Raw genomic sequence first — 13361 nt, 5'->3', positions numbered from 1 at the left:
GGGCCCGCCGACGCACACGGTGTGCGCAGGCGGGCCCGGTTCACCCGGAGAGGTGATCAGGTGGTGATGGTCCAGGTGTTGACGTACCCGGTGTCGCTGGCCGCGGCGTCCTGCACCCGCAGCTTCCACGTGCCGTTGCGGGTCTCGCTGGACAGGTTGAGGGTGAAGGTCTGGTCGATGTTGTCGGCGCTGCCGCCCTGGCGATTGGCCAGCACGTACGTCGAACCGTCCGGCGCCACCAGCGTCACCACGAGGTCACCGCGGTAGGTGTGCACGACGTGCACCTCGACGGTGCTCACGTTCGAGGCGGTGCCGGCGGGGCAGCCGGCCAGGGTGACGGCGCTCTCGACGGTGCCGGGGTCGGGGATCGCGAAGTCGGTGGCGTTCGTGCCGGCGCAGCCGGGCGGGGCGAAGGCCGCGTCGATCCTCCACGTGTTGACGTACCCGGTGTCGCTGGCGGCGGCGTCCTGCACCCGCAGCTTCCAGGTCCCGTTCGGGTTCTCCGCCGACAGGTTGACGGTGAAGGTCTGGTCGATGTTGTCGGCGCTGCCGCCCTGGCGATTGGCCAGCACGTAGGCCGAACCGTCCGGCGCCACCAGCGTCACCACGAGGTCACCGCGGTAGGTGTGCACGATGTGCACCTCGACGGTGCTGGCGGCCGAGGCGGTGCTCGCGCAGCCGGACAGGGCGATCGGGTCGTCCACAGAGCCCAGGTCCGGGATGGCGGTGTCGGTGTTGTTGGTCCCCGTGCACGGCGTCACCGCGGCCGTGGCCGGTGCGCCGCCCACGGTCAGGACCGCCGCCGTCAGCGCCGCCGACAGTGCGGCCCCGAACCACCGCCGCGCCGATGTCGTTGCTGTGCCCATCGTTTCCTCCTCATTGCCGTGCCGGTCGAGAGGAGGACGGGCGTGAAGATCGATCCGGACGTCGGCAATCCGACGCGCCCGATCGGACGAAGGGATCTTGACAGGCCACCGGCCGGGCCGCGCTGCTGTGCACAGCGCCGCCCGGCCGGACGTACAACCGCAGGGTTCTTACTTGGCCTGCAGGCAGAGCACGGTGCCCTTCTGGCCCGACTTGCCCTCCCAGTAGGTGGCCGTGGTGGCGTCCCACTGGGCGCAGATGTCGTCCGCGTTGGTCTCGGACTCGGTCTTGTCCTCGACCCGGCCGAGGACCTTGAAGTTCGCGTCGCTGCTGTCGCACTTGACGATCGCGAGGTCGTTCGCGCCCTTCTGGTGCAGGCAGTCACCGGTCTTGGCGTTGAGCGCGTCGTCCCGGCTGAGGTACCAGCCGACGCCGGCCAGCACGATCAGGACGACGATCGAGATCACCAGCCGCGGAACCTTGATGCCCTTCTTGGCCGGCGCGGCCGGGGCCTGACCGGGAGCCGCGAGGGGCGCCTGCGGCGGCTGGGGCGGCTGGCCCGGAGCCGGCTGACCCGGGGCCGGCGGCTGCTGCTGGGGTGGTGTGGTCATGGTGTTTCGTGCCTCCCGTTGAATGCGTACCGGGTAGTGCTACCGGCTGGAGGCCAGTTCGTCGAGGGTCCGTCCGTTATCTGACGTGTGATCGTGATCGCCCCACACGGACCGCTTTGGCCCCGGTACGCGGCGTGTGCGATCAGCAGCAGCCCGGTTCTGACCGGCGGTGCCGCTTCGCGGCACGACAGGCGATTCGCGTGTTCGTGCACGCCCCGTCGAGATCACCGGGCCGGCGCCCGCGTTAGATATGTGGCATGAAGCTGCTGCTGCCGGACAGCGTCGAGCTCGACCTCGAGGCGCCCGCGGACGTCACCGCGGTCCGCTACGCCGTCGCCGACCCGATCCCCGCCGAGCACACCGACGCCGAGGCGCTGGTGGTGTGGGGCAACCCGGGCCACCAGCTGCGCGACGCCGCACAGCGGCTGGCCGGGCTGCGCTGGGTGCAGACGCTGGCCGCCGGGCCGGACGCGGTCGTGGCCGCCGGGTTCGCGCCGGACGTCGTGGTCACGTCGGGCCGCTCGCTGCACGACCTCACCGTCGCGGAGCACACGCTGGGCCTGATCCTGGCGGCCGCCCGCCGGCTCAACCTGCTGGTCCGGGCCCAGGTCGGCCACCGCTGGGCGGGCGAGCTGGGCGGCCTGCAGCCCGTGGCCCCGACCGGCACGTTCCGCACCCTGCGCGGGGCCCGGGTCGCCATCTGGGGCTTCGGCGGGATCGCCGCAACGCTCGCACCGCACCTGGCCGCCCTGGGCGCCACCGTCACCGGCATCGCCCGCACGCCCGGCGATCGCAGTGGATTTCCCGTCGTGGGTACCGCCGATCTCCCCACGGTCCTCGCGACGACCGACGTGCTCGTCATGATCCTGCCCGCCACCGACGAGACCGCCCACGCCCTCGGCGCCGAGCAGCTCGCGCTGCTGCCCGCGCACGCCTGGGTCGTCAACGTCGGCCGCGGCGCCACCGTCGACGAGACCGCGCTGCTGGTCGCCCTGCGCGCGGGCCGCCTGGCCGGCGCCGCTCTCGACGTCTTCGAGACCGAGCCCCTCCCGGCCGCCTCGGGCCTGTGGGACGAGCCGAACGTCATCATCACCCCGCACGCCGCCGGCGGCCGCCCGATCGGCGCGGCGGCGCTCATCGCGGAGAACCTGCTGGCTCTGCGGTCCGGAGCGCCGCTGCGCAACGTCGTGGACCGCTGAGCGGGTCAGCCGAAGATCGCGACCCGCTTCTGCACGATGCCGCCGATCGTGGTGAACTCGCCGCCGGCGGTGACGGTGCCGGTCGCCGCCCCGGCCGCGAGGCTGCGCACGCCGACGATGCCGTTGGCCTGGGGCGCCCAGTCCAGCAGCCGGCCGGACCGGTCGACGGCGGCGAGCTTGACCCGGGCCGCGGCGCCGTCGGTGCAGATGCCGTGGGCCCCGTTGCGGGTCGTGGTGCAGGCGGCGTCGAAGTGCCCGCCGAGGTAGGTGACGCCGTCGAGGATCGCGACCGTCTGGACGTCGCCGTCGAAGACCCGCTGCCAGCGCACGGCACCGGCCGCGCTGTATCCGGCGGCCCGGCCGCCCTGGCCGCCCATCGCCGCGGCGACCGCCGCCCCGCCGCGCTCGCCGGGCCGGGCCTCGGTGGCGACGCCGAGGATCTCCGCGGGCGGGTTCGGCCGGAAGCCGCGGTCGAGTGCGCCGGTGGAGGCGTCGACGGCGGCCAGGCGCAGGGCGCTCGAGCCGTTCACGCGGTGGAAACGGCCGCCGAGGTACACCCGCGGGCCGTCGACGGCAAGGCCGTTCACCGCATCGTCGGCGCCCGCCGTCCAGGCCGGGTCGAGGGCACCGCCGGCGAGCGTGAACGCGGCCAGGTTGCCCCGCTTCACCCCGTCCACCGCGCTGAACCGGCCGCCGGCGTACAGCCGATCGGCCCCGGCGGCCAGCGTCGTCACCCGCCCGGCGACCCGGTGCTTGAACCCGCTCGCCGCACCCGTGCCGGCGTCGAGACCGGTGAGGCCGGAGTCCGTCGCGGCGTACACGGTGCCGCCGGCCACGGCGAGGGCCTGGACCGTGCCGTCGGCCGGCGGGGCCCAGTCCAGCAGCCGGCCGGTGCGCGCGTCGAACGCGGCCAGGTGCTGGCGCGGCATCCGGCGCCCGGCGACGACCGCGGCGGCGAACTGGCCGCCGACGAACACGACGTCGCCCCGGTAGGCCACCGAATACACGGGGCCGTCGAACGAGGGGGCCGGCAGCGCGGCGGGCGCGACCACGGCGATCGCGGGCACGCCGGCGAGCACCGTGAGCGCGGCGGCGAGGATCGGCAGGCGCCACCGCCACCGGGGTCGAACATTGCGGACGTATCGGGCTAAGTGCATGCGCAGGACCATAAACCGCTCAGGCCGCCGGAGCGGGCCGATCCGCATCGATCACCGCCGGTGCGGACCAGGTCTGCCGGATCGGATGAGCCCGCACGGCTGGCCCGCCGCCGGCCGCGCAACCCGGCCCGCCCGGCGGTCGTTGGCACCTTTGCGGCGTCGGTCCAAGATGGGCGGGTGCGCACCTTCGGGACAGTTCGCCGCGTCAGCCTCGGCTGCGCCACCGCGGCCATCGCGCTGCTGCTCGCCGCATACGCGGCGACCGCGGCCACGATGATCGTCGCGGTCGCCGCGCTCGCGCTGGCCGCACTCGTCACGCAGCTGCCGCGCTCCTCCGCGCCGGTGCCGGTGCCCCGGCGCGACCGGCTGCTGCTGCCGCTGACGGCGAGCGTGGCCGGGTCCACCCTGGCCGCGCTGTCCGTCGTCTGGGCGGCCGTCACCCCGGCCGGGCCGATCCCGTGCGTCGAGCCGTCCGGCGCCGCCCGCGCCGCGCTCGGCCTGGCGTTCGCGGTGCAGGCCGGGGCCGCGGCCGTGGTGCTGCGGGCGGCGAACCGGGACCGCAACCGCGCATCGTGGCGGGCCTACCTCCGGCACAATCCGCGAATCCGGACCTCGCTGACGGTCGCGGTGCACGTGGCCGCGCCGGCCGCCACCCTCGCGACACTGGCCGGCGTCGCGGCCTGCCACATGAGCCACACCCGGCTGCTGGACACCGTCGCGGCGGGCGCCGTCGCCGCCGTGATCGCCGGCGTGGACCTGCTCCTCGCGGCCCGGCTCGTCGGCCTGGCCGTGCTCGCCCCGGCCGCACCCGCCGACACCGACGGCATCGAGCTGGCGCTGCTGGCCGCCGACATCCGCACGGTCGGGCAGCTGCACGTCGTCCGGCTCGCCCACGACGAGCTGATGGTCACCGCCCGCGTGGGGCTGCCCGCCGACGCCGACGTGGCCGCCGCCCTGCACCGGGCCCGCGCGCACATCCGGGACTTCGTCCCCGCGGCCCGGCACATCTACCTGCAGCCGGAGTCCAGCCCCTAGACGCGCGCGTGGCGGGCGCGGCCGGTGAGGATGCGCTCGATGTGACCGCAGTAGCACTCGAGGTCGAGCAGGATGCCTGCGTCGGTGTTGCGCAGGCAGCGGATGCGCCGCTCGGAGAGCACGACGCGGGAACGGTGAGCCGGGCAGTCGATGACGAACATGCCCTCAGCCTGCGCCGCGGCGATACATGGTCACCAGTGGCAGACCTGCATACGATCGCGGGTTTTCTGCCATCATGATTCGGTGGGTACCCCCTTTCGCAGCGTGGCCGCCTATGCGGCCGACGGCACCGGCGCGCTGGGCATCGGCATCGTCAGCGAGATCTTCGGCTTCGACCGGCGCGACCGCGGCAGCCCCGGGTTCGACTTCACGGTGTGCGGTGACCGGCCCGGCCCGGTCACGACCGACAGCGGGCTCAAGATGCTGATCGAGCACGGCCTCGACCGGCTGGCCCGGGCCGACCTGGTGCTCGTCACGTCGTGGGACGCGTTCGAGCTGCAGCCGCCGCCGGAGGCCCTCGCGGCGATCCGGGAGGCCCACACGCGGGGCGCCATCGTCGCCGGCTACTGCACCGGCACCTACGTGCTGGCGGCGGCCGGGCTGCTCGACGGGCGGCGGGCCACCACCCACTGGCGGTGGGCCGGCGCCATGGCCGAGCGGTTCCCGGCCGTCACCGTCCTGCCCGAGGTGCTCTACGTCGACGAGGGCCGGGTCGTCACCGGCGCGGGCGGCGCCGCGGGCGTCGACATGTGCCTGTACCTGCTGCGCCGCGAGTACGGCGCGGCCGTCGCCAACGCGATCGCCCGGGACATGGTCGTGCCGCCGCACCGCGACGGCGGCCAGGCCCAGTTCGTGTCGGCGCCGGTGCCGGCCGGCTGCGACGACGAGCGGCTGTCCGGCGTGCTGGCCTGGGCCCGGGCCAACCTCGACCGCCCGCTGACCGTGGAGACCCTGGCGACCCGGGCGCTGATGAGCCAGCGCTCCTTCGCCCGCCGGTTCAGCGCCGCGACCGGGTCGACGCCGCACGCCTGGGTGCTCAGCCAGCGGCTGCACCGTGCCGAGGAGCTGCTGGAGACGGCCGACCTCTCGATCGAGGAGGTCGCCCGGCGGGTCGGGTTCGGCACCGCGGCGACGCTGCGCGAGCAGTTCGTGCGCCGCCGCGGTGTGCCACCGCGCGCCTACCGCAAGACGTTCGCGGCGTCAGCGCAGGATGCCGGTGTGGCCCAGGGAGTAGCGGCCGGGCTGGGGCCAGACGCAGAGGCCGTGTGGCTGGGTGCCGACCTTGATCCGGGCGAGCAGGTGCCCGTCGGTCGTTGACAGCGCGTACACCTCGCCGTTGTAGCGGCCGGACAGCCACAGCACCGTGCCGTCGGCCGAGACGCCGCCCATGTCCGGGCTGCCGCCGCCGGGGATCTTCCACTTGGCGCTCAGCGCGCCCGTGGCGAAGTCCAGCAGCGACACCGAACCCTCACCGCGGTTGGCGATGTAGAGGTGCTTGGAGTCCCGGCTGACGTAGAGCCCGTGCGCGCCGGCGCCGGTGGCGAGGAACCGGCGCACCGTGAACTGGTCGCCGTCGATGATCCACACGCCGGAGGTGTGCATGTCGGCGACGTACCAGGTGCCGCCGTCCGGCGAGATCTTGATGTCCTGCGGCATCGCGTGGTCGTCGGGCAGGTGCAGCTGCCCGATGACCTTCTGCTGTACGACGTCCACCTTGATCAGATCACCGGAGAACTCGCAGGTCGCGATGAAGTAGCGGCCGTCCGGCGAGAAGTCGGCGTGGTTGACGCCAGCGCAGTCGACGGTCAGCTCCTTCACGATCGCCATGGTGTGCGGGTCCCGGAACACGATCTTGTGGCGGGCCTCGGACATGACCATCGCGTACTTGCCGTCCGGCGTGAAGTACAGGTTGTACGGGTCGTCGACCTTCACCGGCTTGCCGAACGTGCCGGTCGCCGGGTCGAGGGGCACCAGCTGGTTGCCGGTGTTGTCGTTCACCCACAGGGTGCGCAGGTCCCACGCGGGCACGACGTGCTGCGGCCCGCCGCCGACCGGGACCGTCTTGATGACCTTGAACGTGGCCGGGTCGATGACCGAGACGGTGTTGCTGCCCAGGTTCGGCACGTAGACCCGCGACGGGTCGTTGCGGACCTGGTCGGAGAGCGCGTTGGGCCGGTCCGCGGCGTAGACGTCGTGCGGGTCGAGCAGCGCCGGCATCCCGGCCAGCCCGTCCCCGGGCCTGGTCGCGGCGCTCCCGCTCGGCGCCGGGCCACCGCTCATGCCGGGCATGCCGGTCATGTTCGCCGGGGCGTTGTCGTCGCCCGGCCCGGCGGGCTGCTCGTCCTGGGCCTTCGCCGCGGAGCAGGCCGCGACGAGCGACCCGACGAGCACGAGAACAGCCACGATCCGCCCCGTGACCAGCCGCGCGGTCATGCGAGCAGCTCCGAGGCCGTGACCGGGCGCAGGCCGCGGTCGCGCAGGCCGGCGAGGAGCTTCGGGATCGCGGTGACGGTGCCGGCGTGGCCGAAGTGCAGGCTCACGATCGACCCGTTGCGCACGCCCTGCAGCGTGGTGCGCACGACCGCGTCCGGGCCCGGGTCGGTGTAGTCGAGCGAGTCGACGTCGTACGACAGGCATGTCGCGTAGCCGGCCCGGGCCGCCTGCGCCCGGATCCGCGCCGTGCTGTGCTGCGTCTGCGACGGGCGGAACCACCGGCCGATCTGCCCCGACACCGAGCGCACCGCCTCGGCACAGCCGGCGATCTCGGCGTACGCCTTGTCGTCGCTCATGCTCTTGATGTCGGCGTGGTTGAGCGTGTGGTTGCCGAGCTCGTGGCCGTCGGCGACGACCCGGCGGGCCAGCTGCGGCTGCTGCTGCAGCCACGTCCCCACCGCGAGCACCGTGGCCTTGACCTGCGCGGCGGCGAGGGCGTCGAGCAGCCCGCCGACCACGCCCGGCTCGCCCTGCCCGTGGAATGTCAGCGCGACCGCCGCCACGTCCCGCGGCCCGCTGTCGACCTCGGCCGGCAGCGTCCGCGGCGCCGGGCTCGAAGCGGCCGGGCTCGAGGGGACCGGGCTGCCGGCCGGCTGCGGGGATGGCGCCGCCACCGGCGCCCTGGGCGGCTCCCCACAGCCGCCGAGGGTGGCGGCACCGGCCGCCAGGAGCAGTGTCCGTCGATCCACGCCCGCATCCTGCCCGGCCGATCCTGAGAATCAGCCGAAGATCACGTCACCCGAGTGGTGGTCCGCAGGAAGTCGCCGACCGCCTTGGCCGCCTCCGCCGCGCCGACGTCAGCGATGGTGAGCAGGCCGGTCCCGTGCAGCGCGCCCTCGACCAGGACCAGCCGGCGGGCCGAGCCGGGCGTGGCGTCGTACATCGTCTGCGCGTTCGCGGCGAAGGCGCTGTCCCCCTTCGCCGCCACGTACAGGACCGGGGCGCTCAGCCGGGCCACGGCCTGCGCGGCGTCCTCGCCCCCGTAGGTCGCCGGGCCGGAGAGGCTGATGACGGCGGTCGGCGGCGGGTTCAGCGCCGCCGCCGCGACAAGTGTCGCCGTCGCACCGCGAGACGCCCCGATCAATACCACTTTGCCGGTACCGCCGGCCCGCGCATAGGCGGCCGCGGCGGCGACGTCACCGGAGTTGCGGCCGGTGTCGGCCCGGCGCGAGCGGCCCTCGCCGTTGAAGTCGAAGGCGAGCACGCGATACCCGGCCGCCGCCTGTTCCCGCGCCCACGCCAGCCACGAGCAGCCGGTCGCGCCGGCCTGCGGGGCGAGCACGAGGGTGACGTCGCCCGCGCCGAGGACGTACCCGGCGAGGTAGGTGCCGGTCGGGCCGGGGAACGTCACCTGCTTGTCGTCGAGCGCGGCGTCGCCGCACAGGCCGCGGGTCGGGCTGGGCGCGGCGGCGGCCCGGCTCGGCGTCGACGACGGGCGGGCCGCACCGGGCTCGTCCGCCGCCGGGCCGCAGCCGGCCAGGAGCAGGACACAGCAGATCCCCGCGATGATGCGCATACCGTTGCGATCCTCGAACCGGCCCGGAAGTTGCATCACAATTTGATAGACCCGCGGCGATGACGCCTAGCGGGGCCCGCCGTGCCGGCGCTCGAGCGCGGCCAGGGCCGCCCGCCGCCCGACGGCGGCGCCGACCTCGTCCGTGTGCCGGAAGTGCACGCCCTGCCAGACCCGGGCGTCGATGTTGTCCCGGGTCAGCTCCGACCACCGGCGGTAGGTGAGCGTGACGTCGGCCGCGACCGGACTGGTCAGCGTGAACGGTGCGCGCGGCGGCCCGGCGAGCGTGTCGAGCACGGCCTGGGCGGCGCCCGCGTAGGTGGTGTGCCCGGACGGGTACTCCGGGTGCGCCGGCGTGTTGAGCAGCGGCGTCCAGGCCGGGTCCGGAGTGACGGAGCCGGTCCGGATCGCGGTGACCGGGCGCCAGGCCAGGTAGCGGTACTTCGCCTTGTACGTCGTGATCTGCGCGTCGATCGTCGCCGCGTGGAACACCGCGATCAGCTCGGCCCGCCGGGCCAGCGGACGGCGGCCGGCGGCGTGCGAGCCGCCCGGGGCGACGGTCGTGCGCAGCGCGCCGGTGAAGCCGTTGAGTGAGGTCTGCGCCCAGAACCGGGCCACCGCGGTCTGCTGCGGCGTGCGCACGGCGCTGTCCGCGGCCCCGACCGCCCGCGACTCGGCCAGGTCCCGCAGGTGGACGTCGCTGCCGAGGGCCGGCGGCGGCCCCGGCAGCAGCGGATCGACGCCGCGCACCAGGAACGGCCGCCCGTCGCCCTGCCCGGCCTGCACGGCCGCGGCGAACGCGGGCGGCGTCGGCTGCCAGACCCCGGGCGCGGGCGGCGGTGGCGTGAACGGCCGGTTGACGGAGGCCAGGTCGAGCCCGTCCCCGGCCCGCTCGGCCAGCACCGCGCGGGCGGCCTCGGCACCGGCGGCGACGGCCCGCTCCGGACGCCGGACGTCGAGCCGGGCCAGCGTGGCCGCGAACGCGGCGTCCACGGTGGCGGCCGCCGCGGGATTGGTGACGAGCAGCGTCTCGTGTACCGCACCGGCGAGCGCGAGCTCCGCCTCCGGCCCGGGACGGGCGGCCGCGATCGCGCGCCCGGCGGCGATCCAGGCGATGGCCCAGGTCCGGCTGTTGGTCACCTGCTGCGGCCCGGTGATGACGCCGACCGCGGCCGCGGTGACGTCGTACCACTCGAGCAGCGTGTCGACCCCGGGCCCGGCCGCCCCGGCCGGCGACGGGGTCAGGACGGTGGCCGCACCCGCGCCGGCAGCGGCCGTCAGCAGGGCCCGGCGAGAAATGGTCTTCGGTGTGTGCACGCCGTGACCATAGTCGGCATTCCCGATCGTTTCAATAGGGAATAGCGGCCCCGCGCCGGCCCCGCGCCGCGGGGACCCCACCGGTCGCGCGGTGGGGTCCCCGGTCGGTCGGCGTCGGTCAGCGGTGCCACTTCTGGTTGCTGGCGCCGTTGCAGGTCCAGAGGTGCAGCTTCGAGGCGTTGGCGGTGGCCACGTTCTCGACGTCCACGCACTTGTTGGACTGGGGGTTCACCAGGTCCCCGGCGGCGGTCAGGGTGAACTTCTGGGCGCCGGTGCCGTTGCACGTCCAGAGCTGGATGGTGGCGCCGTCGGCGGTGGAGCCGCCGGAGACGTCCATGCACTTGCCCATGGCGCCCACGGAGCCGTCGGCGTTGAAGGTCCACTGCTGGGCGTTCGTGCCGTTGCAGTCCCAGATCTGCAGCTGGTTGCCGTCGGCGGCGTTGGCCGACGGGATGTCGATGCAGCGGTTGCTGCCATTGCCGACAATGGCGCCGGTGTTGCCGTTCGCGCCGCACGCCGGGGCGGTGTCGAAGGTGTCGGTGAAGGTGCTGCCGGCCGCACGGTAGGCGGCGACCTGGGCCGTCGCGGCGGACGGGGACAGGACCTGGTTGCGGGCGAACAGGAACCAGTCGACCTGCTGGACGTACGTGGCGGTGCCGCCGGTGTGCGCGGCCGTATCGATGAACCACAGGTTCCAGTTCACGGTCATCGTCTGGCGCGGGTAGAACTTGCCCGAGTGGTCGCCGACAAGCGTGCCGTCGATGTAGTACCTGGCGTGGCCGCCGGACACCTGCACCACCAGGTCGTGCCAGCCGTCGTAGCTGCGCTGCTGCTGGGAGTGGGTGTTGTCGGCGTACCACGGGTCGGGGCGGTACGTGTACCAGCTGGTCTGGTAGTTGATGGGCCCGGCCTCCCCCCAGCCGCCGTTGGGCAGGTACTCGGAGAAGTCGAGCTCGCTGTACGTCGGGTCGAGGTCGCCGTTGAGCGGGCTGATCGCGAAGAACGTCTCGTTGACGTGGTCGCCGTCGTTGCCGCTCGTGGGCGCGTCGGTGAAGCGGATGCGGCTGGCGTAGGTGCCCTCGAAGTAGCGCTTCTGCGCCGAGAGCACCTCGGCCTGGCGGGTGCCGGCGCCGGTGCCGTCGGTCGACGCGGTCAGCTGCATCACCTTCTGCCCGCCCGACGTCGGGAACGTGACCTGGGCCGGGGACCAGGTCGCACCGGGCACGCCGGGGCCGCCGGCGTTGCCGCGGGGCACCCAGCCGTGCCCGGTGAACCCGGAGTCGCTCGACGAGGCGTAGTTGAAGTCGTCGAACACGTTCCCGCAGCTGTTCGCGGCCGCGCCGGCCTGGCCGGTGGTCGCCGCGGTGACCGCGACCGCGCCGAGTGCGGTCCCGAGGACCAGCGCGGCCACGGCCAGGATCGGACGTGGCGAAGTGAGCCTGATGGGCATGGCGAAGCCTCCCTGAAGCATTCCGTTGGCGGTCGGAATTTTCATCGACGATCGATGTGCGTGAAAACTAAGCCCATCACTGCCGCCGGGTCAACGCCCAAAGACCGACCAAAGATCGCTTTGAGGTTGCGTTAGGGCGACCGCCCCCGGCGCCTCAGCGCCGCAGGGCCGGCTCCAGGAGGGCGAACGCCCGCTCGGTCAGGGCGCGCGGGTCGGCGGCGCCGTCGCTGAGGGCCCAGCGCTCCATGGCGGCGTCGAAGGCGGCGAGGGCCATCCGGGTGGCGAGGTCCGGGAAGAGGTCGTCGGCGGGCAGCCCGAGCCGCTCGGCCAGGACCTCCGCGAGATCGGCCTGCCAGCGGGACTGCCGCTCGAGCGTCCGGGCGCGCAGGGCCGGCGTACGCTGGATCAGCCGGACCACCGCCAGCGTCTTCACCGGGTCGTGGTGATCGGCGCAGAAGTCGACGGCCATGATGGTGCGCATGACGACCGGACGCGTATTCGTGATCACCGGGGCGAGCAGCGGGCTCGGCCTCGCCACCGCCCGGCTCCTCAGCGCCGTGGACGGCACGCACCTGATCCTGGCCGTGCGCGATCCCGGCCGGGGCCGGGCCGCGCAGGCGCAGCTGGCGAGCGGCTCGTCGTCCGAGGTACGCGTGGTCGACCTGGCCGACCTCGACTCGGTCCGGGCGTTCGCCGGCGGGGTCGAGCGGGTCGACGTGCTCATCAACAACGCGGGCGTGATGGCGCCGCCGCGGACGCTCAGCGCGCAGGGGTACGAGCTGCAGTTCGCGGTCAACCACCTGGCCCACTTCGCCCTCACCGGGCTGCTGCTGGACCGGCTGGCCGCCGGCGCGGACCCGCGCGTCGTCACCGTCAGCTCGACCCTGCACCGCCAGGGCCGCATCGACTTCGACGACCTCGACGGCGCCCGCGCCTACAGCGCGACAGGCGCCTACAACCAGTCGAAGCTCGCCAACGCGATCTTCGGCCTGGAGCCGCACCGGCGGCTGACGGCCGCGGGCTCGCCGGTGCGCAGCGTGCTGGCTCACCCCGGATACGCGGCGACCGGGCTGCAGGCGACGGTCAAGCCGGGCCTGTACCGGTGGGCGCTGATGAAGCTCGGCAACCCGCTGCTGGCGGTCAGCGCGGAGCAGGGCGCCCGGCCGATCGTGCTCGCCGCGACGAGCGGCGAAGGCGGCCAGTTCATCGGGCCGACCGGGCTCGGCGAGATGCGCGGCGCGCCCGGTGTCGTGCCGCCGTCCGCGGCGGCCCGCGACCCGGAGACCGCCCGGCGGCTGTGGGCGGTCTCCGAGGAGCGGACGGGCGTCCGGCTACTCGACCCGGCGGGCCGTCACCAGGAGCCGGGGTGAGCCGAGCGTGAACGGTGACCCGTCGGGGCCGGCGAAGCGGCGGATCTCGCCGAACCCGCCGTCCGTCAGGAAGTCGCCGATCTGGCCGCTGGTGTACACGTGGTGCGCCGCCGTCGCCGCATGGACCTCGGCGCCGCGGATGAAGCGGTAGTGGCTGAGCATGCGGCTGTCCACCGGGTCGTACTCGGTGCGCGCCTCGACGGTGATGTCGCCGGTGTGCATGACCCGGTCGGCGCGCCGGTGAAGCCGGGCAGCACCGACTCGGCGGCCGCGCTGAAGTCGACGACCAGGCCGCCGCCGGGCCGCACCGTGCGGGCCGGCGCCGCCACGAACTCGCGGGTGCCCGCGGTCG

15 protein-coding genes are annotated in these 13361 nt (G+C 74.2%); 4 read left to right on the top strand and 11 right to left on the bottom strand.

Annotated elements, in window-relative coordinates:
* Positions 1 to 56: 56 nt before the first annotated feature.
* Positions 57 to 866 (bottom strand): proprotein convertase P-domain-containing protein, encoded by an 810-nt coding sequence (locus Dvina_RS25285; protein ID WP_223104936.1) that lies wholly within the window; start codon positions 864 to 866, stop codon positions 57 to 59.
* A gap of 168 nt (positions 867 to 1034) precedes the next feature.
* The gene (locus Dvina_RS25280; protein ID WP_223104935.1) at positions 1035 to 1475 is read right to left on the bottom strand and encodes an LppU/SCO3897 family protein; all 441 of its coding nucleotides are present in this window, start codon (positions 1473 to 1475) and stop codon (positions 1035 to 1037) included.
* A gap of 257 nt (positions 1476 to 1732) precedes the next feature.
* Here Dvina_RS25280 and Dvina_RS25275 point away from each other — a divergent pair, with 257 nt between their 5' ends.
* Positions 1733 to 2674, top strand: a complete 942-nt coding sequence (locus Dvina_RS25275) for a phosphoglycerate dehydrogenase (protein ID WP_223104934.1) — start codon at positions 1733 to 1735, stop codon at positions 2672 to 2674.
* 5 nt (positions 2675 to 2679) lie between these two features.
* Here the strand turns inward: Dvina_RS25275 and Dvina_RS25270 are convergent, their stop codons facing one another.
* Positions 2680 to 3831, bottom strand: a complete 1152-nt coding sequence (locus tag Dvina_RS25270) for an outer membrane protein assembly factor BamB family protein (RefSeq protein ID WP_223104933.1) — start codon at positions 3829 to 3831, stop codon at positions 2680 to 2682.
* 177 nt (positions 3832 to 4008) lie between these two features.
* Here Dvina_RS25270 and Dvina_RS25265 point away from each other — a divergent pair, with 177 nt between their 5' ends.
* The gene (locus Dvina_RS25265; protein WP_223104932.1) at positions 4009 to 4866 is read left to right on the top strand and encodes a hypothetical protein; all 858 of its coding nucleotides are present in this window, start codon (positions 4009 to 4011) and stop codon (positions 4864 to 4866) included.
* On the opposite strand, the gene Dvina_RS25260 is transcribed toward Dvina_RS25265, so the two are convergent.
* Complete coding sequence (locus Dvina_RS25260; RefSeq protein WP_223104931.1) at positions 4863 to 5027, bottom strand: hypothetical protein; 165 nt, start codon at positions 5025 to 5027, stop codon at positions 4863 to 4865. The two genes, Dvina_RS25265 and Dvina_RS25260, sit on opposite strands and share 4 nt — an antisense overlap.
* 82 nt (positions 5028 to 5109) lie before the next feature.
* Between Dvina_RS25260 and Dvina_RS25255 the strand changes: the two genes are divergently transcribed.
* Positions 5110 to 6183 carry a GlxA family transcriptional regulator gene (locus Dvina_RS25255; RefSeq protein WP_246656436.1) on the top strand — a complete coding sequence of 358 codons (1074 nt, stop codon included), beginning with the start codon at positions 5110 to 5112 and terminating at the stop codon, positions 6181 to 6183.
* Here Dvina_RS25255 and Dvina_RS25250 read toward each other — a convergent pair.
* From Dvina_RS25250 to Dvina_RS25225, 6 genes are all read right to left on the bottom strand, one after another.
* Positions 6067 to 7299, bottom strand: a complete 1233-nt coding sequence (locus Dvina_RS25250; protein ID WP_223104929.1) for a YVTN family beta-propeller repeat protein — start codon at positions 7297 to 7299, stop codon at positions 6067 to 6069. The two genes, Dvina_RS25255 and Dvina_RS25250, sit on opposite strands and share 117 nt — an antisense overlap.
* Complete coding sequence (locus Dvina_RS25245; RefSeq protein WP_223104928.1) at positions 7296 to 8048, bottom strand: polysaccharide deacetylase family protein; 753 nt, start codon at positions 8046 to 8048, stop codon at positions 7296 to 7298. The genes Dvina_RS25250 and Dvina_RS25245 overlap by 4 nt, the downstream gene beginning before the upstream one ends.
* A gap of 41 nt (positions 8049 to 8089) precedes the next feature.
* Positions 8090 to 8911, bottom strand: a complete 822-nt coding sequence (locus Dvina_RS25240) for an alpha/beta hydrolase (protein WP_223104927.1) — start codon at positions 8909 to 8911, stop codon at positions 8090 to 8092.
* Positions 8912 to 8941: 30 nt separating this feature from the next.
* Positions 8942 to 10189: a vanadium-dependent haloperoxidase gene (locus Dvina_RS25235; protein ID WP_246656435.1), complete on the bottom strand. Its 1248-nt coding sequence runs from the start codon at positions 10187 to 10189 to the stop codon at positions 8942 to 8944.
* Between the two features lie 118 nt (positions 10190 to 10307).
* Positions 10308 to 11639, bottom strand: a complete 1332-nt coding sequence (locus tag Dvina_RS25230; RefSeq protein WP_246656434.1) for a glycoside hydrolase family 16 protein — start codon at positions 11637 to 11639, stop codon at positions 10308 to 10310.
* A 154-nt stretch (positions 11640 to 11793) separates the two neighbouring features.
* A complete protein-coding gene (locus Dvina_RS25225) occupies positions 11794 to 12120 on the bottom strand; it encodes an acyl-CoA-like ligand-binding transcription factor (protein ID WP_223104926.1) in 327 nt (108 codons plus the stop codon).
* Between Dvina_RS25225 and Dvina_RS25220 the strand changes: the two genes are divergently transcribed.
* Positions 12119 to 13009: an oxidoreductase gene (locus Dvina_RS25220; RefSeq protein WP_246656433.1), complete on the top strand. Its 891-nt coding sequence runs from the start codon at positions 12119 to 12121 to the stop codon at positions 13007 to 13009. The genes Dvina_RS25225 and Dvina_RS25220 overlap by 2 nt on opposite strands.
* Here the strand turns inward: Dvina_RS25220 and Dvina_RS25215 are convergent.
* The gene (locus Dvina_RS25215; protein WP_223104924.1) at positions 12971 to 13231 is read right to left on the bottom strand and encodes a hypothetical protein; all 261 of its coding nucleotides are present in this window, start codon (positions 13229 to 13231) and stop codon (positions 12971 to 12973) included. The two genes, Dvina_RS25220 and Dvina_RS25215, sit on opposite strands and share 39 nt — an antisense overlap.
* Positions 13232 to 13361 lie beyond the last annotated feature (130 nt).

The organism is Dactylosporangium vinaceum (genome assembly GCF_019904175.1).
GTDB classification, from domain to species: Bacteria; Actinomycetota; Actinomycetes; order Mycobacteriales; family Micromonosporaceae; genus Dactylosporangium; species Dactylosporangium vinaceum.
The sequence above is the reverse complement of the archived record's forward strand: the minus strand, read 5'-3'. Positions and strand labels throughout refer to the sequence as shown.

Bases quoted from the DNA above. Each gene is read 5' to 3' on its own strand.
- Dvina_RS25260 (WP_223104931.1), bottom strand. From the start codon at position 5,027: ATGTTCGTCATCGACTGCCCGGCTCACCGTTCCCGCGTCGTGCTCTCC.
- Dvina_RS25275 (WP_223104934.1), top strand. From the start codon at position 1,733: ATGAAGCTGCTGCTGCCGGACAGCGTCGAGCTCGACCTCGAGGCGCCC.
- Dvina_RS25270 (WP_223104933.1), bottom strand. From the start codon at position 3,831: ATGCACTTAGCCCGATACGTCCGCAATGTTCGACCCCGGTGGCGGTGG.
- Dvina_RS25250 (WP_223104929.1), bottom strand. From the start codon at position 7,299: ATGACCGCGCGGCTGGTCACGGGGCGGATCGTGGCTGTTCTCGTGCTC.
- Dvina_RS25220 (WP_246656433.1), top strand. From the start codon at position 12,119: ATGACGACCGGACGCGTATTCGTGATCACCGGGGCGAGCAGCGGGCTC.
- Dvina_RS25285 (WP_223104936.1), bottom strand. From the start codon at position 866: ATGGGCACAGCAACGACATCGGCGCGGCGGTGGTTCGGGGCCGCACTG.
- Dvina_RS25240 (WP_223104927.1), bottom strand. From the start codon at position 8,911: ATGCAACTTCCGGGCCGGTTCGAGGATCGCAACGGTATGCGCATCATC.
- Dvina_RS25230 (WP_246656434.1), bottom strand. From the start codon at position 11,639: ATGCCCATCAGGCTCACTTCGCCACGTCCGATCCTGGCCGTGGCCGCG.
- Dvina_RS25215 (WP_223104924.1), bottom strand. From the start codon at position 13,231: ATGCACACCGGCGACATCACCGTCGAGGCGCGCACCGAGTACGACCCG.
- Dvina_RS25280 (WP_223104935.1), bottom strand. From the start codon at position 1,475: ATGACCACACCACCCCAGCAGCAGCCGCCGGCCCCGGGTCAGCCGGCT.
- Dvina_RS25225 (WP_223104926.1), bottom strand. From the start codon at position 12,120: ATGCGCACCATCATGGCCGTCGACTTCTGCGCCGATCACCACGACCCG.